This is a genomic window from Mycolicibacterium flavescens, from assembly GCF_001722335.1.
Classification (GTDB): domain Bacteria; phylum Actinomycetota; class Actinomycetes; order Mycobacteriales; family Mycobacteriaceae; genus Mycobacterium; species Mycobacterium flavescens.
This window is the reverse complement of sequence record NZ_MIHA01000016.1, coordinates 116,372-138,184: the sequence shown is the minus strand read 5'-3', so window position 1 is coordinate 138,184 and position 21,813 is coordinate 116,372. Positions and strand designations below refer to the sequence as shown.

At 69.5% G+C, this 21,813-nt stretch carries 22 protein-coding genes and 1 tRNA gene; 9 read left to right on the top strand and 14 right to left on the bottom strand.

Annotated elements, in window-relative coordinates:
• From BHQ18_RS20645 to BHQ18_RS20610, 8 genes are all read right to left on the bottom strand, one after another.
• Nucleotides 1–637: Ppx/GppA phosphatase family protein (locus BHQ18_RS20645; RefSeq protein ID WP_069415516.1), on the bottom strand; the 637-nt coding region annotated here is incomplete at its 3' end.
• Nucleotides 634–1,128 carry a DUF501 domain-containing protein gene (locus tag BHQ18_RS20640; protein WP_069415499.1) on the bottom strand — a complete coding sequence of 165 codons (495 nt, stop codon included), beginning with the start codon at nucleotides 1,126–1,128 and terminating at the stop codon, nucleotides 634–636. The genes BHQ18_RS20640 and BHQ18_RS20645, both read right to left, overlap by 4 nt.
• A complete protein-coding gene (locus tag BHQ18_RS20635) occupies nucleotides 1,121–1,801 on the bottom strand; it encodes an FtsB family cell division protein (protein ID WP_069415498.1) in 681 nt (226 codons plus the stop codon). The genes BHQ18_RS20640 and BHQ18_RS20635 overlap by 8 nt, the downstream gene beginning before the upstream one ends.
• A gap of 20 nt (nucleotides 1,802–1,821) precedes the next feature.
• On the bottom strand, nucleotides 1,822–3,111 hold the full coding sequence (gene eno / locus BHQ18_RS20630; protein WP_069415497.1) for a phosphopyruvate hydratase: 1,290 nt from the start codon (nucleotides 3,109–3,111) through the stop codon (nucleotides 1,822–1,824).
• Between the two features lie 74 nt (nucleotides 3,112–3,185).
• Nucleotides 3,186–3,920 (bottom strand): lytic transglycosylase domain-containing protein, encoded by a 735-nt coding sequence (locus BHQ18_RS20625; RefSeq protein ID WP_234794251.1) that lies wholly within the window; start codon nucleotides 3,918–3,920, stop codon nucleotides 3,186–3,188.
• Between the two features lie 102 nt (nucleotides 3,921–4,022).
• Complete coding sequence (locus tag BHQ18_RS20620) at nucleotides 4,023–5,093, bottom strand: nucleoside triphosphate pyrophosphohydrolase (protein WP_069415515.1); 1,071 nt, start codon at nucleotides 5,091–5,093, stop codon at nucleotides 4,023–4,025.
• Between the two features lie 43 nt (nucleotides 5,094–5,136).
• A complete protein-coding gene (mfd, locus tag BHQ18_RS20615) occupies nucleotides 5,137–8,799 on the bottom strand; it encodes a transcription-repair coupling factor (RefSeq protein ID WP_069415495.1) in 3,663 nt (1,220 codons plus the stop codon).
• 76 nt (nucleotides 8,800–8,875) lie between these two features.
• Entirely contained in the window at nucleotides 8,876–9,481 is a 606-nt protein-coding gene (locus tag BHQ18_RS20610; protein ID WP_069415514.1) for a TetR/AcrR family transcriptional regulator, read from the bottom strand.
• Nucleotides 9,482–9,576: 95 nt separating this feature from the next.
• Here BHQ18_RS20610 and BHQ18_RS20605 point away from each other — a divergent pair.
• The 5 genes from BHQ18_RS20605 to BHQ18_RS20585 all read left to right on the top strand — a co-directional run bounded on the left by BHQ18_RS20605 (nucleotide 9,577) and on the right by BHQ18_RS20585 (nucleotide 13,235).
• Nucleotides 9,577–9,648: transfer RNA gene (locus tag BHQ18_RS20605), tRNA-Gln, on the top strand.
• Nucleotides 9,649–9,654: 6 nt separating this feature from the next.
• Nucleotides 9,655–11,139: a bifunctional UDP-N-acetylglucosamine diphosphorylase/glucosamine-1-phosphate N-acetyltransferase GlmU gene (glmU, locus tag BHQ18_RS20600; RefSeq protein WP_069415494.1), complete on the top strand. Its 1,485-nt coding sequence runs from the start codon at nucleotides 9,655–9,657 to the stop codon at nucleotides 11,137–11,139.
• Nucleotides 11,140–11,238: 99 nt separating this feature from the next.
• On the top strand, nucleotides 11,239–12,219 hold the full coding sequence (locus BHQ18_RS20595) for a ribose-phosphate diphosphokinase (protein ID WP_069415493.1): 981 nt from the start codon (nucleotides 11,239–11,241) through the stop codon (nucleotides 12,217–12,219).
• Nucleotides 12,220–12,561 (top strand): arsenate reductase (glutaredoxin), encoded by a 342-nt coding sequence (gene arsC / locus BHQ18_RS20590; protein WP_069415492.1) that lies wholly within the window; start codon nucleotides 12,220–12,222, stop codon nucleotides 12,559–12,561.
• A 38-nt stretch (nucleotides 12,562–12,599) separates the two neighbouring features.
• Nucleotides 12,600–13,235 (top strand): LpqN/LpqT family lipoprotein, encoded by a 636-nt coding sequence (locus tag BHQ18_RS20585; protein ID WP_234794250.1) that lies wholly within the window; start codon nucleotides 12,600–12,602, stop codon nucleotides 13,233–13,235.
• 82 nt (nucleotides 13,236–13,317) lie between these two features.
• Here the strand turns inward: BHQ18_RS20585 and BHQ18_RS20580 are convergent, their stop codons facing one another.
• Nucleotides 13,318–14,028, bottom strand: coding sequence for a type IV toxin-antitoxin system AbiEi family antitoxin (locus tag BHQ18_RS20580; RefSeq protein ID WP_069415490.1), 711 nt, complete (start codon nucleotides 14,026–14,028; stop codon nucleotides 13,318–13,320).
• A 153-nt stretch (nucleotides 14,029–14,181) separates the two neighbouring features.
• Between BHQ18_RS20580 and BHQ18_RS20575 the strand changes: the two genes are divergently transcribed.
• The 3 genes from BHQ18_RS20575 (at nucleotide 14,182) to pth (ending at nucleotide 16,447) form a co-directional block, all read left to right on the top strand.
• Entirely contained in the window at nucleotides 14,182–15,054 is an 873-nt protein-coding gene (locus BHQ18_RS20575; protein ID WP_069415489.1) for an oxidoreductase, read from the top strand.
• Nucleotides 15,055–15,199: 145 nt separating this feature from the next.
• Complete coding sequence (locus BHQ18_RS20570; protein WP_069415488.1) at nucleotides 15,200–15,862, top strand: 50S ribosomal protein L25/general stress protein Ctc; 663 nt, start codon at nucleotides 15,200–15,202, stop codon at nucleotides 15,860–15,862.
• A 6-nt stretch (nucleotides 15,863–15,868) separates the two neighbouring features.
• Entirely contained in the window at nucleotides 15,869–16,447 is a 579-nt protein-coding gene (gene pth, locus BHQ18_RS20565) for an aminoacyl-tRNA hydrolase (protein ID WP_069415487.1), read from the top strand.
• 4 nt (nucleotides 16,448–16,451) lie between these two features.
• On the opposite strand, the gene BHQ18_RS20560 is transcribed toward pth, so the two are convergent.
• From BHQ18_RS20560 to BHQ18_RS20545, 4 genes are read right to left on the bottom strand one after another with little or no spacing between them, the layout of a single operon-like run.
• A complete protein-coding gene (locus BHQ18_RS20560; RefSeq protein WP_069415486.1) occupies nucleotides 16,452–17,156 on the bottom strand; it encodes a cutinase family protein in 705 nt (234 codons plus the stop codon).
• 47 nt (nucleotides 17,157–17,203) lie between these two features.
• Complete coding sequence (locus BHQ18_RS20555) at nucleotides 17,204–18,235, bottom strand: epoxyqueuosine reductase (RefSeq protein WP_069415485.1); 1,032 nt, start codon at nucleotides 18,233–18,235, stop codon at nucleotides 17,204–17,206.
• A gap of 21 nt (nucleotides 18,236–18,256) precedes the next feature.
• Nucleotides 18,257–19,414: an Rv3169 family protein gene (locus tag BHQ18_RS20550; protein ID WP_069415484.1), complete on the bottom strand. Its 1,158-nt coding sequence runs from the start codon at nucleotides 19,412–19,414 to the stop codon at nucleotides 18,257–18,259.
• A 6-nt stretch (nucleotides 19,415–19,420) separates the two neighbouring features.
• Nucleotides 19,421–20,335: a metal-dependent hydrolase gene (locus BHQ18_RS20545; protein ID WP_069415483.1), complete on the bottom strand. Its 915-nt coding sequence runs from the start codon at nucleotides 20,333–20,335 to the stop codon at nucleotides 19,421–19,423.
• A gap of 92 nt (nucleotides 20,336–20,427) precedes the next feature.
• Between BHQ18_RS20545 and BHQ18_RS20540 the strand changes: the two genes are divergently transcribed.
• Nucleotides 20,428–20,955 carry a TetR/AcrR family transcriptional regulator gene (locus BHQ18_RS20540; RefSeq protein WP_109789358.1) on the top strand — a complete coding sequence of 176 codons (528 nt, stop codon included), beginning with the start codon at nucleotides 20,428–20,430 and terminating at the stop codon, nucleotides 20,953–20,955.
• On the opposite strand, the gene BHQ18_RS20535 is transcribed toward BHQ18_RS20540, so the two are convergent.
• The gene (locus BHQ18_RS20535) at nucleotides 20,948–21,784 is read right to left on the bottom strand and encodes an alpha/beta fold hydrolase (RefSeq protein WP_069415481.1); all 837 of its coding nucleotides are present in this window, start codon (nucleotides 21,782–21,784) and stop codon (nucleotides 20,948–20,950) included. The two genes, BHQ18_RS20540 and BHQ18_RS20535, sit on opposite strands and share 8 nt — an antisense overlap.
• Nucleotides 21,785–21,813 lie beyond the last annotated feature (29 nt).

Here is a 21,813-nt window from a genome sequence, read left to right as displayed (position 1 = left end):
TGCCGACCCAGGTGCGGGCCCGCTCGACCGGCACCGCGCGGAACGCGTCGGCCAGCCCCTGCCGCGCCACGTCGCGGGCCGCGGCGACCTCCGTCGCGGTCGGCGGGTCGGAGTGCAGGCACCGCTCGGTGAGCCGCACGCACCCGATGTCGGCGGAGTGGCTGGCGGTCACCTCGGCGGTGTGGCCCAGCACCACCTCGGTGGACCCGCCGCCGAGGTCGACGACCACGAAAGGTGCAGCCGCCGAATCCAATTCGCCGACCGCTCCGCGGAACGACAGCGCGGCCTCCTCGGACCCGGTGATCACCTCGGCGACCGCGCCCGGCACCACGGCGCCGAGCACCCGCGCGGTCATGTCGAAGAACCGGTCGCGGTTGCCTGCGTCGCGCGTCGCCGACGTCGCCACCATCCGCACCTTCTCGACGCCGTGCTCACGCATCAGGTCGGCGTAGTCGGCCAGCGCCGCCTCGGTGCGGGCCAGCGCCTCGGGCGCGAACTGCCCGGTGGCGTCGACGCCCTGGCCGAGCCGCACGATCCGCATCTCGCGGTGCACGTCGGTCAGCCCGCCGTCGGCCCGGTCGGCGATCAGCAACCGGATCGAGTTGGTTCCGCAGTCCACCGCGCCGACCCTGCTCATGCGGTCCACCTTTCCGGATCGAGGATGCCTGCCATCGCCGGCTCGTGCGCCAGGGCCGCGAGCGCCTCGTCGCCGAACGGGTTGACTCCCGGGCCTTTAGCCAGCGAATGCGCGATCAGCACGTGCAGGCACTTGACCCGGTCCGGCATGCCGCCGCCGGAGAACGTCGTGCCCAACGACTCGATCGCGTCGCGCTCGGCGAGATAGGACTCGTGCGCGGCCCGGTAGGCGCGGGCCACGTCGGGATCCTCGCGCAACCGGTCGGTCATCTCCCGCATCATGCCCGAGGACTCCAGCCGGCTCGCGGCCGCGGTCAGCACCGGGTGCGTCAGGTAGTACAGCGTCGGAAACGGTGTTCTGTCAGGCAGTTTCGGCGCGGTCTTGACCACGCCGGGTTCGCCGTTGGGGCAGCGGTAGGCGATCTCGAGCACGCCGCGGGGTTCGCGGCCCAGCTGCCGCGCCACAGCCTCGAGATCGGACTGCTCAACCACCGGGAGGGGGCGGGGGTTGGGGGCTGAGCGGCCCGGGTGCCACGGTGTCCGGGACCGGCGGCACCGGCGAGATGCCGTGTGGCTCATCGGCGATGGTGTGCCACAGCGCGGTGTACCAGGGCTGCGCGGGGTCGGTCGTCGTCGGCGTCTGGTCCGGGTCGGTGGGCACCACGGCCTCCGGCGGCAACTGCACCTGATACGGGATCTCGCCGGGCATCACGAAGCCCAGGCGTTCACGGGCCTGCGCCGCGATGAACACCGGATCGGCCAATTTGCCCTTCTGCTGTTCGAGTTCGGCGATCTGGGCCCGCAACTGTTCCTCGGTCGCCTTGAGTTGGCGCATCTCCGTGCGCTGCGCGAAGTAGGTGCGCACCGGCCCGGCGATGGTCAGCGTCAGCACGCAGACGACCGCGGCGAGGATCGCCGCGCGCCGCGCCGCCGACCCGAACCGCTGCTCGGACTGCAGCTCCGCGGACTCGGCGATCGAGCGGCGGATGACGATGCCGGCGTCGTCCGCCGTCGTGTCCTCGGCGTCGGCGCGTACCTCGGCGGGACGCGGTTCCCGCCGCGCGCCCGTGCGGGGACGGCCCTTGCCCGCGCCACCGGAGCCCGACTTCCCGGGTCGGGAGGTCGGTGACCGGCGCCTCGGATCGGGCCGTTTCGCTTCGGGCACGGGCGATTCCGGCTACCGGACTACTTCGCGTCCACGGCGAATCGCGGGAACGCCAGATCGCCGGCGTAGCGGGCGGCGTCGCCGAGGTTCTCCTCGATGCGCAGCAGCTGGTTGTACTTGGCGACGCGTTCGCTTCGCGCCGGCGCACCGGTCTTGATCTGGCCGCTGCCGACCGCGACCGCGAGGTCGGCGATCGTGGTGTCCTCGGTCTCGCCGCTGCGGTGGCTCATCATCGTGCGGTAGCCGCTGGCGTGCGCGAGCGCGACCGCGTCGAGCGTCTCGGTCAGCGTGCCGATCTGGTTGACCTTGACCAGCAGCGCGTTCGCCGCGCCCTTCTGGATGCCCTCCTCGAGCCGCTCGGGGTTGGTGACGAACAGGTCGTCACCGACGAGCTGGACGCGGTCGCCGATCGCCGACGTCAACGCCACCCAGCCGTCCCAGTCGTCCTCGGACAGCGGGTCCTCGATCGAGACCAGCGGGTAGGTGTCGAGCAGGCCGGCGTAGAACTGGCCCATCTGCTCGGCAGAGCGGACCTCGTTCTCGAACTTGTAGCCCTGCCCGTCGGTGAAGAACTCGGTGGCGGCGACGTCGAGGGCCAGCGCGATGTCCGAGCCGGGCGCGAAACCGGCCGAATCGATCGCCGACAGGATCAGGTCCAGCGCGGCCTTGGTGCCCGCCACGTCGGGGGCGAAACCGCCTTCGTCGCCGAGGCCGGTGGCCAGCCCCTGCTGCTTGAGCACCGCCTTGAGCGCGTGGTAGACCTCCGCGCCCCAGCGCAGCGCCTCCTTGAACGAGGCGGCGCCGATCGGGGCGACCATGAACTCCTGCACGTCGACGCCGGTGTCGGCGTGCGCGCCGCCATTCAGGATGTTCATCATCGGCACCGGAAGGATGTGGGCGTTGGGGCCGCCGAGGTAGCGGAACAGGTCCAGATCCGCGGCGTGCGCGGCGGATTTGGCCACCGCCAGCGAGGCGCCCAGGATCGCGTTGGCGCCCAGCCGCGACTTGTCCGGGGTGCCGTCCAGGTCGAGCAGCGCCTGGTCGACCAGCCGCTGGTCGTCGGCCTGCAGCCCGATGATCGCGGGGCCGATCTCGTCGAGCACGGCCTCGACGGCCTTCTCGACGCCCTTACCGCCGTAGCGGGAGCCGCCGTCGCGCAGTTCGACGGCCTCGTGTTCACCGGTCGAGGCCCCCGAGGGCACCGCGGCACGGGCGAACGATCCGTCGGCCAGCAACACCTCGACCTCGACCGTCGGGTTTCCGCGGGAGTCGAGGATCTCTCGGGCTCCGACCTGATCGATTGTGGGCACGTGACTTCTCCTTGGTCGTGTGTGTGGCGGGCGTCAACCGACGAGCCTAGAGCCTCGCTGATCAACAGGCGTGTTCAGAGGGGGTGTCCGTTCGCATAGGCGGTCGCCCAGTCCCGCACGGTGCGGGCGTACTGGTCGGACAGGTTGTAGGCGCGCAGCGCGTTCATCCAGCCCCGCGGCGTCGACAGGTCCTTACCCGTCCAGCACAGGTAGCCGGCCGCCGACAGCGCGGCGTCGTCCATGTTGTCGGCGCTGATCTTGCCGTCGTTGTTGGCGTCGACGCCGTAAAGCCGCCAGGTCTCGGGGATGAACTGCATCGGGCCCATCGCGCGGGCGTACTCGGAGTCGCCGTCGTGGCTGACCGCGTCGGTGTCGAGGATCTCCCGGTTGCCGTTGGTGCCGTCGAGCCACACGCCCCGGATGGGCGGCTTCACGTCGCCGTTGGCTTCGATCTCCGCGCCGCGGTAGGTGCCGTGGTGGCTTTCCACCTGGCCGATCCCGGCCAGCGTCGTCCAGGTCAGCTTGCAGTCCGGGTTCTCCACCTCGGCGACGCGCGCGGCGTAGGCGTAGGCCTCCAGCGCGCCGAGCGGGATACCGAGCTTGGGGGCGCGCTCGGCGGCCCAGTCGCGCAGCTGGTCGGCGGGGCGGCCCTTGGCGTAGGTGTCGATCGCGGGCACCGGATCACCCGGTGGCGGCGGCACTCCCTCCGGGATGGGAGTGCCCAGCTGCCACGAACAGCTAGAAGCCAACAGCAGCGCCGCCGCACCTGATACCGCGACCGCGCGCATCCAACGCACCGGTGACACCAAATCCCCTCAACCAACTTCGGTCGATGCCCATGTTCCCATGCGCGCGGGGCGCGGGGGTTCAGCGTGGGGAGCGATTCGGGTGCGCAAACGATCGATCAGCGACTAGGACCGCGCCGAATCCGCGGTTGCTCGGTCGGTTTCTGTCTCATCTACCACGCCAGCCTCACCCGTCACGCCGGCGTCCTCGGCCACATCAGTCTCGTCGTGCGCATCGGTCTCGTCGGCCACACCGGACGGCCAATGCGCGCGCCACTCGTCCTCACCGACCTGGTCGAGCGCCGCGTCGTCGAGTTCCTCGGGCACCTCGGTGCCGCGCCGGTCGGCGAGGATCGCCCGCTCGGCCGCGCGCACGGTGTCCATGAACGCCAGCACCGCCGCGCGCAACACGTTCTCGGCGTCACTGCCCGCCGACACCGTGACCGACGTGACATCGGCGGGGATGAGGTCTGCGGGCAGCCCGGCGGCGGTGACCCGCTCGATCACCTTCTGCGCCAACGCCAGCGCCGGCTGGCCGGTCGGCACGTCGTCGACGACGGAGGTGCGGTCCTTCTTCTCCAGCGCCTTGCGTTCTTCCCATTGCGCGAGCTGTTCGTCGAGCGTGACGGTCTCACCGGCCAGCACCGCGGGCACGCGGTTGCCGAGTTTGCGCACCAGCGCGTCGGCGACGTCGTCGATGCCGAACGCGTTCTGCGGCGCGTCCTCGGCGATGCGGGCGTGGAAAAGCACCTGCAGCAACACATCTCCGAGTTCGTCGCGCAGTGCGGCGGCGTCGCCGCTGTGCACCGCGTCGAACACCTCGTAGGTCTCCTCGAGCAGATAGCGCCGCAGCGAATCGTGGGTCTGCTCGCTCTCCCACGGTCCGGCGGTGCGCAGCTTGTCCATCATCGCCACCGCGTCGACCAGCCGCTCGCCGGGCGCGGCCTCCGGGGCGGAGATCACCTTCTCACCGGCGGCCAGCCGCGAGCGCACCGCCGGATGCTCCGGGTCCGACGACAGCAGCACCGGCGCGGGTTCCCGGTCGTCGTCGCCGGTCATGCACGGGCGCGCGGCGGGCAGCGACCACGGCACCTTGATCGGCATCTCCTCGGTGTACTGGACATCACCGGTGAGCAGATCGATCGCGTCGATCGGGATGAGCGACGGGCGGCGGGGGTCGACCAGTACGACGGTCATCGCGATGACCTCCTCGCTGTACACGCTGCGCACGCAGAGTGCCTCATCGCAACGTTTCCTGACCCGACCCAAGCTTCGTTATATCAATAGAATCCTGCGGTTTTCCATCGAGGGCCAGCGCCAGCCCGGCCACCATCTGCAGCAGTTCAAGATCACGGATCCGCGGTGCGCCGAGGCCGTCGCCCGCACGCGGGATCGGCACCTGCACCGTCGACGTGGTGGCCCGGTAGTTCGCGCTCGGGTACATCCGCTTGAGCCGCAGTTGCTGGGAATCCATCAGCTGCAGCGGCGCCAACCGCAGCGTCGCCTCCGACACCGTGCTCACCTCGGTGATGCCGTACGTCTTGAGCAGCAACCGCAGCCGCGCCACCGCGACCAGCCGCTGCGCGGGTTCGGGCAGCGGGCCGTACCGGTCGACGAGCTCGTCGACCACCGCGTCCACCGCGTCCTGGTCGGCGGCGGCGGCCAGACGCCGGTAGCCCTCCAGCCGCAGCCGGTCGCTGTCGATGTAGTCCGGCGGAAGATGCGCGTCGACCGGCAGATCGATCCGCACATCCTTCGGTTCTTCCGGTGTCGCAACGGTTTTCCCGTCGGCCGCGGCCCGGTACGCCTCGACCGCCTCGCCGACCAGGCGCACGTACAGGTCGAAGCCGACGCCCGCGACGTGTCCGGACTGTTCGGCGCCGAGCACGTTGCCGGCGCCGCGGATCTCGAGGTCCTTGAGCGCCACCGCCATGCCCGCGCCCAGTTCGTTGTTCTGCGCGATCGTAGCCAGCCGGTCGTAGGCCGTCTCGGTCAGCGGCACCTCCGGCGGATACAGGAAGTAGGCGTAGCCGCGTTCCCGGCTGCGCCCGACACGCCCGCGCAGCTGGTGTAGCTGGGACAGCCCGAACGTGTCGGCCCGTTCGACGATCAGCGTGTTGGCGTTGGAGATGTCCAGCCCGGTCTCGACGATCGTCGTGCAGACCAGGATGTCGTATTCGCGGTTCCAGAAGCCCTCGACGGTCTTCTCCAGAACCTCCTCGGGCATCTGGCCGTGCGCGACCACGACGCGGGCCTCGGGCACCAGCGCGCTGACCCGCGCGGCGGCCTGGTCGATGGTCCGCACCCGGTTGTGGATGTAGAACGCCTGCCCGTCACGCAGCAGTTCGCGGCGCAGCGCCGCGGCGACCTGCTTGTCGTCGTGCGGGCCGACGTAGGTCAGCACCGGGTAGCGCTCCTCGGGCGGGGTCAGGATCGTCGACATCTCGCGGATGCCGGCCAGGCTCATCTCCAGCGTGCGCGGGATCGGGGTGGCGCTCATGGTCAGCACGTCGACATGGGTGCGCATCGACTTGATGTGCTCCTTGTGCTCGACGCCGAAGCGCTGCTCCTCGTCGACGATGACCAGCCCGAGGTCCTTCCACGTCACCCCGGTCTGCAGCAGCCGGTGGGTGCCGATCACGACGTCGACGCTGCCGTCGGCCATGCCTTCGAGCGTGGCCCGCGACTCGGCGGGGTCGGTGAACCGCGACAGCCCCTTGACGGTGACCGGGAAGCCGGCCATCCGGGCGCTGAACGTCTGCAGGTGCTGATCGGCCAGCAGCGTCGTCGGCACCAGCACCGCGACCTGCTTACCGTCCTGCACCGCCTTGAACGCCGCCCGCACCGCGATCTCGGTCTTGCCGTAGCCGACGTCGCCGCAGATCACCCGGTCCATCGGGATCGGCTTTTCCATGTCGGCCTTGACCTCGGTGATCGCGGTCATCTGGTCGACGGTCTCGGTGAAACCGAACGCGTCTTCCATCTCGGCCTGCCACGGGGTGTCCGGGCTGAACGCGTGCCCGGGCGAGGCCTGGCGTTTGGCGTACAGCGTCACCAGTTCGGCGGCGATCTCGCGCACCGCGCGGCGCGCCTTGGTCTTGGTGTTGGCCCAGTCGCTGCCGCCCAGCTTGGACAGCGACGGCGACTCCCCGCCGACGTAGCGGCTCAACTGGTCCAGCGAATCCATCGGCACGTAGAGCCGGTCGGAGGCCTGGCCGCGCTTACTGGAGGCGTACTCCAGCACCAGGTACTCGCGGCGGGCTCCGCCGACCACGCGTTCGGTCATCTCGACGAACCGGCCGATGCCGTGCTGGTCGTGCACCACCAAGTCCCCGGCCGTCAGCGCCAGCGGATCGACGACGTTGCGGCGCTTGGCGGCCAGGCGCTTGCCCTCGACGGCGGTGGCGCGGTTACCGGTCAGGTCGGCCTCGGTGAGCACCACCAGGTTCGCGCCGGGGATGACGACGCCGTCGTGCAGCGGGCCCTGCATGACGCTGACGACCCCGTCCCTGAGGTCCTCGCCCAGGTCCAAACACACTGCGGCGGTGTCGGATTCGCGCAGCTGCTCGACGACGCGGTGCGCGGTGCCGGTGCCGGGGGTGACGACGGCGGCGTGCCCGCCGGTCAGCACGTGCGCGCGCAGCATCGCGAACATCTCGGTGATGCTGGTCTGCGATCCGCGCGCCGACGGGGCGGGCCGGATCGCGACCTCGAGCGCGGCCTCGTCGGACAGCTGGCTCAGCGTCCACCACGGATGCCCGCCGGCGCGGGCCGCGGCGCGCGCGTCGTCGAACTCGACGAAACCCGAGGCGCCCATCCGCTCCAGGTCGATCGGCGCCGACCCACCCACTGCCGCCGTCGACCAGGACGCCTCCAGGAACTCGCGGCCGGTCTTGATCAGGTCGGCCGCGCGGGTGCGGACCTTCTCGGGGTCGCAGATCAGCAGCGGGGTGCCCGCAGGCAGCTGGCCGCTCAGTGTGACCAGTTCGGCGGGGTCACCGGTGGTCTTGAGCAGCGGCAGCAGCGCCTCCATACCGTCGACCGGGATGCCCTCGGACAGCTTGGCCAGCATGTCGGGCACCGAGCCGGGCAGCGTGTTCTCGTGCACCGGGTGCTCGCGGGCGAGGTCGACGGCGCGGGCCCGCACGTCCTCGGTGAGCAACAGTTCGCGGCACGGCACCGCGACCACGGTGTCGATGTCGATCTCGGGAATCGAGCGCTGGTCGGCGACGGCGAACATCCGCATCTCGGAGACCTCGTCGCCCCAGAACTCGACGCGCACCGGGTGCTCGTAGGTCGGCGGGAACAGGTCGAGGATGCCGCCGCGGACCGCGAACTCGCCGCGCTTGCCGACCATGTCGACGCGGGTGTAGGCCAGCTCGACCAGCCGGGCGATCAGCGCCTCGAAGTCGGTGTCGACGCCGACGGTCAGGGTCACCGGTTCGACCTGGGAGACGTCGGGCGCCATCGGCTGCAGCAGCGACCGTGCGGTGGTGACGACGACGCGCAGCGGCGGCCCCAGCCGTGCGTCGTCGGGGTGGGCCAGCCGGCGCAGCAGCATCATCCGCGCGCCGACCGTGTCGACGCCGGGTGAGAGCCGCTCGTGCGGCAGCGTCTCCCACGACGGGAACAGCGCGACCGCGTCGCCGTACACACCGCGCAGTTCGGCGGTCAGGTCGTCGGCTTCGCGTCCGGTGGCGGTCACCACCAGCAGCGGGCCGGACACCGCCTCGGCGAGCGCGCACGCCACGAACACCCGGGCACTGGCCGGGCCGACGAGTGTGAGATCGGCGGGTCTGTCGGCGGCGCGACGACCGATCTCCTCGAGCGAGGGATCCTTGCGTGCCAGTTCGACAAGCCCCGCGATCGGGGTTGGGACGAGAACGGTCCCCGATGCGGTCATGATGACTCCATCCTAAGCAACCACCTCGGGGTGACCGCCGAAGTGCTTGTCGGAGCAGACAAATCGGTGACCTGGCTCACTCGTCGAGCAGCGGCGGGTCCTTCTCCAGATGCATCAACCCGTTCCAGCACAGGTTGACCAGGTGCGCGGCCACGACCTCTTTCTTCGGCTCCCGCACGTCGAGCCACCACTGCGCGGTCATCGACACCGACCCGACCAGGGCCTGCGCGTACAGCGGGGCCATCTCGGCGTCCAGGCCGCGCCGCGAGAAGTCGCCGGCCAGGATCGACGACACCTGGTTGACGGCCTCGTTGAGCAGCGTCGAGTAGGTGCTGCCGGAGGTGATCGCCGCCGGGGAGTCGCGGATCAGTATCCGGAACCCGTCGGTGCGTTCGTCGACGTAGGTCAGCAGCGCCAGCGCGACGCGTTCGATGCGCAGCCGGGAGCGGTTGTTGGTCATCCGGGTCAGCGACGACGTGATCCGGTCGAGCAACGCCGACATCTCGCGGTCCACCACCACCGCGTACAGCCCCTCCTTACCGCCGAAGTGCTCGTAGACGACGGGTTTGGAGACGTTGGCCCGCTGCGCGATCTCCTCGATCGAGGTGCCCTCGTAGCCGCGTTCGGCGAACAGCGAACGGGCGATGTCGATCAGCTGATGGCGCCGCTCGGCGCCGGTCATCCGGGCCCGCGGCGTCCGCACCTCTTTGTCGAGCGCTGCCACGCCTGCCAGGTTAGTTGCTTCGCTGCGTTCGACTAGCATCACGAGTTGATCGATCCGTCGTGGTGTAATCGGCAGCACCTCTGATTTTGGTTCAGATAGTTCAGGTTCGAGTCCTGGCGACGGAGCAATCTATGAACATCGCGCATCGCGAGACCGCGGTCGTGGTCCTGGCGGCCGGGGCCGGTACCCGGATGCGCTCGGACACCCCGAAAGTCCTGCACACGCTGGCCGGGCGCAGCATGCTGGCGCACGTTTTGCACGCGGTGGCCGAGCTGGCGCCCGAGCATCTGATCGTGGTAGTCGGCAAGGACCGCGAACGGGTGACGCCCGCGGTCGAGGCGCTGGCCGACGACCTGGGCCGCCGCATCGTCACCGCGGTGCAGGAGCAGCAGATGGGCACCGGCCACGCCGTCGAATGCGGGCTCTCGGCGCTGCCGCCCGACTTTGCGGGCACCGTCGTCGTCACCTCCGGCGACGTGCCGCTGCTGGACGCCGACACGCTGGGCGCCCTGATCGCCGCCCACACCGGCCCGTCCCCCGCGGCGGCCACGGTGCTGACCACCACGCTGCCCGACCCGACCGGCTACGGCCGGATCCTGCGCACCCAGGACGGTGAGGTGATGGGCATCGTCGAGCAGGCCGACGCCAGCCCGTCGCAGCAGGCCATCGCCGAGGTCAACGCCGGTGTGTACGCGTTCGACGTCACGGCGCTGCGGCCTGCGCTGAGCCGGTTGCGCTCCGACAACGCCCAGCAGGAGCAGTACCTGACCGACGTGATCGCGATCGTGCGCTCCGACGGCAGGCCGGTGCGCGCCAAGCACGTCGACGACGCGATGCTGGTGGCCGGCGTCAACGACCGCGTGCAGCTGGCCGAACTCGGCGGCGAACTGAACCGGCGCATCGTCGCCGCCCATCAGCGCGCCGGGGTCACGGTGATCGACCCGGCCAGCACGTGGATCGACGTCGACGTCACGATCGGCCGCGACACCGTCGTCAAACCGGGTTGTCAGCTGCACCGCGGCACCCGGATCGGCGGCCGCTGCGAGATCGGGCCCGACACCACGTTGGCCGACGTCACGGTCGGTGACGGGGCGACGGTCTGCCGCACGCACGGCAGTTCGTCGGTGATCGGCGACGGGGCGACGGTCGGGCCGTTCAGCTATCTGCGGCCGGGCACCGTGCTGGGCGCCGACGGCAAGCTCGGCGCGTTCGTCGAGACGAAGAACGCGACGCTGGGCACCGGCACCAAGGTGCCGCACCTGACGTACGTCGGCGACGCCGACATCGGCGAGCACAGCAACATCGGCGCGTCGAGCGTATTCGTCAACTACGACGGAGAGACCAAGAGCCGCACCACGATCGGCTCACACGTGCGCACCGGCTCGGACACCATGTTCGTCGCCCCGGTCACCGTCGGCGACGGCGCCTACACCGGCGCGGGCACCGTGGTCCGCCAGGACGTGCCGCCGGGCGCGCTCGCGGTGTCGGCGGGGTCTCAGCGCAACATCGAGGGGTGGGTGGCGCGCAACCGGCCGAACTCCGCGTCAGCGGCAGCGGCGGCGGCGGCCGTCGCATCAGACGCGGCAGCGGCGGCGAATGACGACGACGATGCGTGATATCGCACGGAATTGTTCATGTTCGGGCCACCCGGGCACAAGGTGCGCGTGAACCTACGTACGATTGTCCGGTATCGACTCCGACCTTGAGGGCGCACCGTGGGCACCGAGTGGACCGACAACCGCAAAAATCTGATGTTCTTCTCGGGGCGGGCGCACCCGGAACTGGCTGAGCAGGTGGCCAAGGAACTCGACGTACCGGTCACCGCGCAGACCGCACGCGACTTCGCCAACGGCGAGATCTTCGTCCGCTTCGACGAATCCGTCCGCGGCTGCGACGCATTCGTACTGCAGAGCCATCCCGCACCGCTGAACCAGCACCTGATGGAACAGCTGATCATGATCGATGCGCTCAAGCGCGGCAGCGCCAAGCGCATCACCGCGATCCTGCCGTTCTACCCGTACGCCCGGCAGGACAAGAAGCACCGCGGCCGCGAACCGATCTCGGCGCGGCTGGTGGCCGATCTGCTCAAGACCGCTGGCGCGGACCGGATCGTCACCGTCGACCTGCACACCGACCAGATCCAGGGCTTCTTCGACGGCCCGGTGGACCACATGCGGGCGCAGAAGCTGCTCACCGGCTACATCGCCGACAACTACTCGCACCACGACATGGTCGTCGTCTCCCCCGACTCGGGCCGGGTGCGCGTCGCCGAGAAGTGGGCCGACTCGCTGGGCGGCGTTCCCCTGGCGTTCATCCACAAGACCCGCGACCCGCTCAAACCCAACGAGGTGGTGTCCAACCGCGTCGTCGGCGACGTGCGGGGCAAGACGTGTGTGCTGACCGACGACATGATCGACACCGGCGGCACCATCGCCGGCGCGGTCAAGCTGCTCAAGGCCGACGGCGCGGGCGACGTGATCATCGCGGCCACCCACGGTGTGCTGTCGGACCCGGCCCGCGAGCGGCTGGCCGACTCCGGCGCCTGCGAGGTGATCGTCACCAACACGCTGCCGATCGGCGAGGACAAGCGGTTCGCGCAGCTGACCGTGCTGTCGATCGCGCCGCTGCTGGCCAACACGATCCGCGCGGTGTTCGACAACGGTTCGGTGACAAGCCTTTTCGACGGGTCGGCATAGATGTCTTCGACCATTTACCACAACCCCAAGTGCTCCACCTCGCGTAAGACCCTCGACCTGCTGCGCGAGAACGGGATCGAGCCCGAGATCGTGCAGTACCTCAAGACGCCGCCGACGCGCGCGGAACTCGAGACGATGATCCGCGACGCCGGCATCGACGTGCGCACCGCGGTGCGTAAACGCGAATCCCTGTACAGCGAGCTGGGTTTGGCTGACGCCTCGGACGACGAACTGCTCGACGCGATGGCCGAGCACCCGATCCTGATCGAGCGTCCGTTCGTGGTGACCCCGAAGGGCACCCGGCTGGCCCGGCCGATCGACGCGGTGCGCGAGATTCTGTGAGCCGGGCAGGCTTTGGACTGGTAGCAGGGGTCGCCGCGGTGGTTCTGGCGGCCGGCTGCGGGACGGAGCCGCCCAACTACCAGTCGGTGTGGTCGACGTCGTCGTCGCCGGCGCCGTCCTCGGCCGCGCCGGAGGACGACAAGCCGGTGCCGGTCGCCGTGTTCCTCGAGCAGAACGGCGTCGTCGGCGAGACCGCGTTCCCGGACAAGCTCAAGGATCTGACGGTCAGCTTCCCGACACCGGCGGGTTGGGAGCCGTACTTCAACACCAACTTCGCGCCGGGTACGCGGGTGATCGCCAAGGGTGAGACCTACCCGATCGCGATGCTGGTGGTGATGAAGCTGACCGGCGACTTCGACCCCCGCGAGGCAGTCAAGCACGGCTACGTCGACGCCGAGATGTCGCAGAACTTCAAGCGGCTCAACGCCTCTATGGACGACTTCAAGGGTTTCCCGTCGGCGATGATCGAGGGCAGCTACGACCTCAACGGCACCCGGATGCACACCTACAACCGGATCGTCATCGCGACCGGCGCGCCGCCGGCCCGGCAGCGGTATCTGGTGCAGTTCACGGTCACCGGATTCGCCGATAAGGCCGCCGAGCAGGCCCCCGACATCGAGAAGATCATCAGCGGGTTCACCGTCGCGGTGCCGGGCGCCCCGCCGCCGCCGTAGTGACCGCCCCCTTGCCGCGAAACGGTATTCCAGCAGACAAAGTGCGAGAGAGTCCTGCGTGAGTGCAGTTTCGGGCTCGGGACTAGGGGCGATCGGTCCGGTGCTGATCGCCGTCGTACTCAGCGACGACCATCAGGTCCTCCCAGCCGAGGTCGGAGGTTCGCAGCAACCGGCCGTCGTGGTCATAGATCGGCACCTGGGACTTGGGCGTCGGCAGGCCCGCGTCGATGAGCAGTAGCCGCAGCCAGGTCTCCCGAAGTGACGCCGCGCCCCCGTCGACCAGCGGCAGCGCCGCCTTGAGTTGCTTGACGCCACGGGCACCGCGATACCGCTTCGCCAACAGCAGCACGTCCTCGGCGGAGAACGGCCGGGCCCGCATCAGCGCGTCCATCCGCGCTATCGCGTGGCCGCGCCGCAGATGCCGACCCAGGTCGAAAGCGGTGCGTGCCGGCGTAGCGACCAACACGCCGTGCTGCCAACCGAGTTCGTCGGGCTCGATGCGTTCATTGCGCGTCACGATGCCGGTCGGGGGACGTGTGCAGTGGTAGACCAACTCGACGGGGACGTCGGCGTCGACCCATTCCGCGCCGTGCAGCGCGGAGGCGGCGATGCCGGTGAGGATGCCGCGACGTTTCGACCACAGCACAGCGCCGACGGCCCGGTCGCGGACTGTGAGCTGCTCACCGCGCGCGGCGTAGACGTTCGGGTAGATCGGCCGATACCACCGCGCGAGTTCATGACGGGTAACCGTGCCGCTCGCGACGGCGTCGGACCCGATGAATATCTCCCCCATGAGTCGATGCTGTTCCCCCGCACCGACAACTGCGCAGCCATTCGGGTACGGCTTGTGCATAGCCTCCGCGAGACTGCATCGACGCAGGGAAAGCGCTAGTAGCGGCCTGCTGAAATACCGTTTCGCGGAACAGGGGTCGCTAGGGTGGGGCCCATGAGCGACTGGACTGCCGCCGATCTGCCCTCGTTCGCCGGGCGCACCGTCATCGTCACCGGCGCCAACAGCGGCCTCGGGCTGGTGACCGCGCAGGAGTTGGCCCGCGTCGGCGCCCACGTCGTCCTCGCGGTGCGCAACACCGCCAAGGGTGAGCAGGCCGCGCGGCAGATCGGCGGCGACACCGAGGTCCGCGAACTGGACCTGCAGGACCTGGCGTCGGTGCGGGCGTTCGCCGACGGGGTCGACGCCGTCGACGTGCTGATCAACAACGCCGGCATCATGGCCGTGCCGTACGCGCTGACCCGCGACGGCTTCGAAAGCCAGATCGGCACCAACCACCTCGGCCACTTCGCGCTGACCAATCACCTGCTGCCCAAGATCAGCGACCGGGTGGTCACGGTGTCGTCGATCATGCACATGTTCGGCCGGATCAACCTCAACGACCTCAACTGGAAGGCCCGCCCGTACCTCGCATGGCCGGCGTACGGCCAGTCGAAGCTGGCGAACCTGCTGTTCACCAAGGAGCTGCAGCGGCGGCTGAGCGCGGCCGGATCGCCGGTGCGTGCCGTCGCCGCGCATCCGGGCTACTCGGCCACCAACCTGCAGGGTCAGACCGGCAGCCGGTTCGGCACCCGGATCTGGCTGGCCAACAACCGGCTGTTCGCCACCAAGCCGGAGTACGGCGCCCGCGCGTCGCTGTACGCCGCGGCCGAGGACATCCCCGGCGACACGTTCGTCGGTCCGCGGTTCGCCAGCCGCGGCCCGGTCGGGCCGACCCCGATCCGCAGCCCGCTGGCCCGCGACGGCCGCACCGCGACCGCGCTGTGGGAGCTGTCCGAGCAGCTCACCGGCACCGCGTTCCCACTCTGATTTGGGCGAACCCCCAGGTTGGCGCTACTCTGGCTGCTGATCACGGCGAGGGTGGCTGGCTTCCGTAGGCCACCGTTATCGACGCGAACCATTTCGAGTGGTTGAGCCCTGGCCGTGCCGAGCGACACGACAGGAGCATCCCCTCATGGCGAAGAACGCCCCCAACAACCTCACCGCAACGGTGCGCACCGAGACCGGCAAGGGCGCATCGCGCCGCGCCCGTCGCGCCGGCAAGGTGCCCGCGGTGCTCTACGGTCACGGCACCGACCCGCAGCACCTCGAGCTCGACGGCCGCGACTTCGCCGCGGTGCTGCGCCACGCCGGCACCAACGCGGTGCTCACCCTCGACATCGAGGGCACCGAGCAGCTGGCGCTGACCAGGGCGCTCGACATCCACCCGATCCGCCGCAGCATCACCCACGCCGACCTGCTGGTCGTGCGGCGCGGTGAGAAGGTCAACGTCGAGGTCAACGTCGTCGTCGAGGGCGACGCCGTGCCGGGCACGCTGGTCACCCAGGAGCTCAACACCATCGAGGTCGAGGCCGACGTGCAGTCGATCCCGGAGAACATCACCGTCTCCGTGGAAGGCGCCGAGGTCAACACCCAGTTCACGGCCGGCGCGATCGAGCTGCCGTCCGGTGTGACACTGGTGACCGACCCCGACTCGCTGGTGGTCAACGTGGTCGCCGCGCCGACCGCCGAAGACCTCGAGGCCGAGGGCACCACCGAGGAGCCCGCCGCCGAGTCTGCCGCGGCCGCCGAAGAGGGCGACTCCGCCGAAGCGGCGCCCGCCGAAGAGTCCGAGTAGTCACCCGTGGCCGAACCCCATCTGGTGGTCGGCCTGGGCAACCCGGGACCGCAGTACGCGACGACGCGGCACAACCTCGGGTTCCTGGTCGCCGACATCCTCGCCGACCGGATCGGCTCGGGGTTCAAGGTGCACAAGAAGTCCGGCGCCGAGGTGGCCACCGGCCGCCTCGGCGGCCGGGCCGTCGTACTGGCCAAACCGCGGACCTACATGAACGAGTCGGGCCGCCAGGTCGGGCCGCTGGCCAAGTTCTACTCGGTGGCGCCCGCCGACGTGGTGGTGATCCACGACGAGCTCGACATCGACTTCGGCCGCATCCGTCTGAAGGTCGGCGGCGGGGTGGCCGGCCACAACGGGCTGCGCTCGGTGGGTGCGGCGTTGGGCAGCAACGACTTCCAGCGGGTCCGGATCGGGATCGGCCGGCCGCCGGGCCGGATGGACGGCGCGAAGTTCGTGCTGAGCACCTTCACCTCAACCGAGTGGAAGGACGTGCCGACGATCTGCGAACAGGCCGCCGACGCCACCGAACTGCTGGTGTCCCAGGGGCTCGAACCCGCGCAGAACGTGGTGCACGCCTGGGGGTGAGCGGTCAGCCGCGACCCGACAGCGTGCTGATCGGGGCTGCGCTCAGCCGGCCCGCCACGAACTGCGCGGCCTGCGCGGTCAGCCCCGACTCGCCGTAGAGGCTGTGCGCGGCGACGTCGTTTCCGTTGGAGCACACCGGGTCTGCGCCGTTGCACAGGTCGATGGTCTTGGGTCCGTAGAGCGGGCTCAGCGTGGTCAGCGGGCCGCCGAGCAGGCGGATCGACGGGTTGCCGAAGACCGCGACGGCCGCGACGCGATCGGCGACGTCCGCCGGCATGATCTGGCTGAACCCCAGCGTCGGGGTTTGCGCGATCGCGATGGCGTCGATGACGGCGGCGCCCTGCGAGTAGCCGCCGAGCACGATGTCGGTGTCGGGGCAGGCGGCCGCGACGTTCTGGACGAACAGGCTGGCGTCGTTGGCGCCCTCGGCGGCGCGCAGGAAGTCGCGGGTCGCCGGGTAGTTCACCGCGTAGACGTCGACCGACCTGTTCGGGGTCAGTGGCCGCAGCGCGTCGACGAAAGACTGGCCGACCCGGCCGATGCCCGCGGGTTCGCCGGTGCCCCTGGCGAAAACGACCTGGATGTCGGCGCATTCGCCGGTCGGTGCCGCCGCTGCGGGTGCCGCCAGCGTCACACCCGAGATCAACCCCGAGATCAACGCTGCCGCAACCATGATCAGGAGCCGACTCAGCGGCAGTTTGGTCGTCATGCCATGAGCAAACGCCGTTCCGGCGCGGATGTATTCCGCATCGGCCCTCAGCGTCCGGCCACCCCGCTGTCGACGACCTTGACGGTCTTGTGCGGGTACCGGCGTTCGGCGTGCTGTTTGGCCGCCGAGTCCGGCAGCACGTAGAGCGTCTCTTTCTTGTCCTGCAGCGGCCGCAACACCAGGTCCATGAAACCTCTGCGGTCCTCGAGATACGGCTCGATGACGTCTTCCCCGGCTGGGCACACCGCCAGGCAGTAGGCGGCTTTGTAGTTGGCTTTGAACGACAGGCTCTGCCACATCGACGCGTTCTCCGAATCGCTGACGCGGGAACGGAAGTCGGCGGCGTCCTCGCTGTCGGCGATGGTCTGCGCCCAGTCGGTGAATCCGCCCATGAACTCGCGGTAGTTGTGCACCGAGCAGGCCATGAAGTCGAAGTCGCCGTCCTTGCCGATCGCACCGACCGGACACGCCGCGACGCACAGCTTGCACTCCAGGCACGGCGAATAGTCCAGCGGCTCACCGTACTCGGTGATCGGCGCGTCCACCACCACGGTGCCGAGCAGGATGAAGTTGCCGAACTTGGGATGGATGACGTTGCGGTGGATACCCATCACCCCGAGGCCGGCGGCTACCGCGACCGGTTTGTGCGCGACCACCCAGATCCGACCCGGGAACTTGTCCATCTCCATCGGGAACGACATCGACGGGTTGATCGCGCGGTACCCGGCTTCCTGCAGTGCGCGGGTGATGCGGTGCGCGGCTTCGTTCATCAGCTCGCCGCTGCGATGGAACTCCTGGTTGGCCACGCTGCGCGCGGTGGAGCGCACGTTGTCGCGGTTCATCCGCACCACGAGCGAGATGTAGCTGCGCGCGCCGGGCAGGGCGGCATCGACGTGTTCGGCCTCGGAGGCCAACTCAGGGTTGTCGACGCTGGCGAACGCGACGTCGTCGGCGCCGGAGTCTAGGCACAGCTGCCGCAACCAGGCGGCGTCGAGAAGCTCGGGCCTGCGCCGCGGCCGTCCCCGCACCGCCCGGACGGTGGGGTGGTCGGCGATGCGCGCAGGGATCGGCTGAACCATGCTGGGTATAGTACACAATACTCAGAGGAAGGAGTTCTCCGCTGTCAGGCCGCGCTCGGGGAACGCGCCGAGCGCGAAGGTCTCGGCGTTGCCCAGCCCCGACCCGCCGCCGACCGGGTCGTCGACGCGCACGAGCAGATCCCGCAGCTGATGCAGCTTGCTAGCGTTGGCCGGGGCGTCGCAGTCGGTGACGTGGTTCCCCTCGACCTTCAACTCACCGACCCACTCGCCGTACACCCAGTCGTTCCAGCCGTAGTAGCCGGCGGTGCCCAGGTGGAAGCCGGTCGGACCGGCCGCGGTGACGGTCAGCGGGCGTCGCGAACCGTCGGTGTCGATCAGCGTGACCGTGCCGTGGGTGAACCGACGGTTGTCGTCGTTGAAGTGCAGATCCTGTTCGACGGCGGCGAACCTGTGCGATGTGCCGTCGTCGTTCTGCTGTTCGGCCTGGCTGCGGACCTCGAGGAACCCGTCGCCGCGTTCCTCCTGGTACATCACGAACAGTGAGTAGGAGGAACCGTCCGGGCGGGTCATCGTCATCGGCAGCCACGTCATGAACATCTGCTTGATCCTGCGCCCGCCGCGCGGCAGGCCGGGGATCGGTTTACCCACACCGGGTCGCAGGCCCCAGGAGTGGTCGCGTATCGAGATCCAGTCGCTGACCTCGGTGCGGTCGCCGTCGACCTCCACCCAACCCGACGCGGAGCCGATCTGGTGGTAGCGCAACACGTTGTGGCTGACGCGGTATCCGTCGGGGCTGCGGTCGGGCCACGGATCCTCAAGCGCCGCAACGAAACTGCCGCGCATCTCCACGTCGAAGGCGATCGGCGCGTGGTCGTTGGCGTCGAGGCTGACCCGGACGGCGCGCAGCGGTTCCACCACCCGGTAGTGGATCGGTCCGACGTCGGTGGCCGACGGGTCCGACGCCAGCCGGCGACCCGCCCGCACCGTCCACTGTTCGGTGCCCCGGCACACTCCGGCGGCACCGTCGAAAACGCCTCTGTTGGTGTACTTTCCGACGCCGAGTACCAATTGCAGCGAGTTGTCACGGGCGTGGGCGATGGTCCAGATCTTCTCGGTCCACGACGGGTCCGACTGGCTCACCGTGGCGAAGGTGTCGACGATCTGGTGGGTCAGCAGCTCGTCTTCGGGCACCAGCCCGCCGTAGTTGGTGGACAGCAAATGGGGTCACCTTTCTCCTGTGGGCTGCGCGCCGACGAACCTGGTCATGTCGGTCCCGCGGTCGTAGGCCCGCATCCAGGTCTCGGCCCACTGCGGCAGCGGCTGATCGGCCGGGTCGTGGTAGGGCGTCTGCGACAACGCCAGGCGCCAGAGCATCCTCGCCAGCTCGCGGGTCGGCACGGTGGCGAAGATCGACGGTGTGCGGGCGCCGCGTCGGATCGGGAGGCGGTTCTTGAGCTCACCGGAGAGGAAGTCCCCGGAGAGCAGGTCGACGGTGGAGGCGCCGCGGTCCTCGAACGGAACGATGCGGTCGAACGCCACCGCGATGTCCTTGGCGATGCCCGCGACGTGGCTGAAGGTGTGCCGAATGTGCTTGACCCGGTACCACCGGCCGGGGCTGACATTCCGGCTCAGCACCAGCCCCGAACTGCGGTGCTCGATCTCCTCGACGAAATGCCACACCATCAGCGACGCGACCCGCGCGTCTCCCCCGTCGAACAGCGAATCACGGTTGTCGAGAATGACTTTGAACAACGGCGTGAATGTGGCTTCGAGGTTGGCGATGTAGGCGAGGTGGAACTGGACGGATTCGGATTCCAGCAGTGCGTCGTAGGCGGCGCACGACTCGGCGTAGCACTGTTCGAGCTCCGGATACCGGGCGATCAGCGCCAGCATGTGTTTGCGGTGCGCCGCGGCGTGCTGGGCCTCCTGCTTGAGGAACGCGTCGGCCTCTTCGGCGACCTCGCCGGTGAATTGATCCCCGGCCCTGCGCACTGCGCCGACGATGTAACGCTCGAACGGCACCGCGATGAACGTGAACGCGTTGCAGAACAGCCCGAAGTCCGGGTTCTGCGGTTGCCACATGAACGGGACCGTCGCGTCGAAATCCCAGCCGATCTTGCGGATCACGAGGTCGGTCACCGAAATGTTCTCCTTCGCGCCCGGCTTAACATGAACCAGGCTCGACGTGGGACTCAGTGTGACATTTGCGTGGTTATATGTAAAGGATGGCAATGACGGTTTCCGGTGCTGCCGAGCAGTCCACGCGCCGCCGCATCCTGGCGGCGACGTTCGTGGTGCTGGCTCGCGCCGGGCGGCGCCGTCTGCAGTTGTCCGACGTCGCTGCCGAGGCCGGCGTCTCGCGGCCGACGCTCTACCGGCACTTCGGTTCCAAGCAAGGACTGCTCGAGGCGTTTGCGCTCTACGAGCAGGACAACTTCGATGCCGGCATCGCGGCCGCGGTGACCGGCCTGGTGGGGCCGGACCGTCTGGACGCCGCGCTGCGGTTCATCGTCGAGTTCCAGCGGACCTACTCGCTGGGTTCACTGGCCGACGTCGAACCCGAGCATGTACTGCAGCAGATGAAACGGGTGTTGCCGATCATGCATGAGCGGGTCGCCCGGATCATTCCCGGTGAGCACCGCGACGTCGCAGCCGCCGCCGTGGTGCGGATCGCGGTGTGCCACTACCTGCTCGGCGACGGCAGTTCCGAGCAGTTCCTCGCCGAACTGCGGCATGCCGCGGGCCGGTCGGTCACCTGACCGCGAGCCAGTCCAGGATCCGCTCGGCAATTGGGTCCGGCCGCTCGAGGTGCAGGAAATGCCCTGCGTCGTCGACGATCTCGGCCGACGACCCGGGTGCCGGGAAGTGCCCGCTCAGCTCGGCGATGGCGTCGACGCCGATCGCGCCGTCGGTGCGGCCGTGCAGGTACAGCGTCGGGACCGGCGGCGGGTGGGCCGCCGCCTCGGCCTCGGTCGCCGCGTCCGGATCGGCGAAGTCCGGCTGGAACGAGGCCCGGTACGGCGCGATGACGTCGGCGATGTTGTCGGGCCCGACGTGTCGGCGCAGTTCCTCGACGTCGGCGGTGGCGTCGTAGCCGGGCGACCAATCGGCCCACAACGACTCCCAGAAGCCCGGCGCCAGCAGCGCGGGCTCCGCGAGGCCGACCTGCTGGATGAACCACACGTAGAACGACCGCTTGAGTTGCCGGTAGCCGAACAGCCCGGACAGCGCGGCGATCGGCGGAACGGCCAGCGCGACGAACCGCCCGAATGCGTGCGGCTGCGCGACGACTGCGCCGTACCCGGCCTGGGCGCCCCAGTCGTGTCCGATCAGCACCGCGCGCTCGTCGGCCCCGTACCTTTCGGCGGTGTCGAGGATGTGACGCGCGTACGTGCCGACGCTGATCGGCCGCCCGGCCGGCGCGTCGTAGCCGGGCAGCCACGGCGCCGCCACGCGGTATCCGTGCTCGGCGAGCACCGGTCCGAGGTGGCGCCAGGTGAACGGGGTGTCGGGGAAACCGTGCACGAGCACCGCGAGTGGGCGGGTGCGATCGTCGAGGTCACCGAACACGGCCGGAGGCGAGGACACCCGGTCAATGTATTACAGCTGCGCACCCG

Bases quoted from the DNA above. Each gene is read 5' to 3' on its own strand.
- BHQ18_RS20540 (WP_109789358.1), top strand. From the start codon at position 20,428: ATGACGGTTTCCGGTGCTGCCGAGCAGTCCACGCGCCGCCGCATCCTG.
- BHQ18_RS20620 (WP_069415515.1), bottom strand. From the start codon at position 5,093: ATGACCGTCGTACTGGTCGACCCCCGCCGCCCGTCGCTCATCCCGATC.
- arsC (WP_069415492.1), top strand. From the start codon at position 12,220: ATGTCTTCGACCATTTACCACAACCCCAAGTGCTCCACCTCGCGTAAG.
- BHQ18_RS20580 (WP_069415490.1), bottom strand. From the start codon at position 14,028: ATGGGGGAGATATTCATCGGGTCCGACGCCGTCGCGAGCGGCACGGTT.
- BHQ18_RS20555 (WP_069415485.1), bottom strand. From the start codon at position 18,235: ATGGTTCAGCCGATCCCTGCGCGCATCGCCGACCACCCCACCGTCCGG.
- BHQ18_RS20610 (WP_069415514.1), bottom strand. From the start codon at position 9,481: ATGACCGGCGCCGAGCGGCGCCATCAGCTGATCGACATCGCCCGTTCG.
- BHQ18_RS20560 (WP_069415486.1), bottom strand. From the start codon at position 17,156: ATGACGACCAAACTGCCGCTGAGTCGGCTCCTGATCATGGTTGCGGCA.
- BHQ18_RS20570 (WP_069415488.1), top strand. From the start codon at position 15,200: ATGGCGAAGAACGCCCCCAACAACCTCACCGCAACGGTGCGCACCGAG.
- mfd (WP_069415495.1), bottom strand. From the start codon at position 8,799: ATGACCGCATCGGGGACCGTTCTCGTCCCAACCCCGATCGCGGGGCTT.
- BHQ18_RS20575 (WP_069415489.1), top strand. From the start codon at position 14,182: ATGAGCGACTGGACTGCCGCCGATCTGCCCTCGTTCGCCGGGCGCACC.
- glmU (WP_069415494.1), top strand. From the start codon at position 9,655: ATGAACATCGCGCATCGCGAGACCGCGGTCGTGGTCCTGGCGGCCGGG.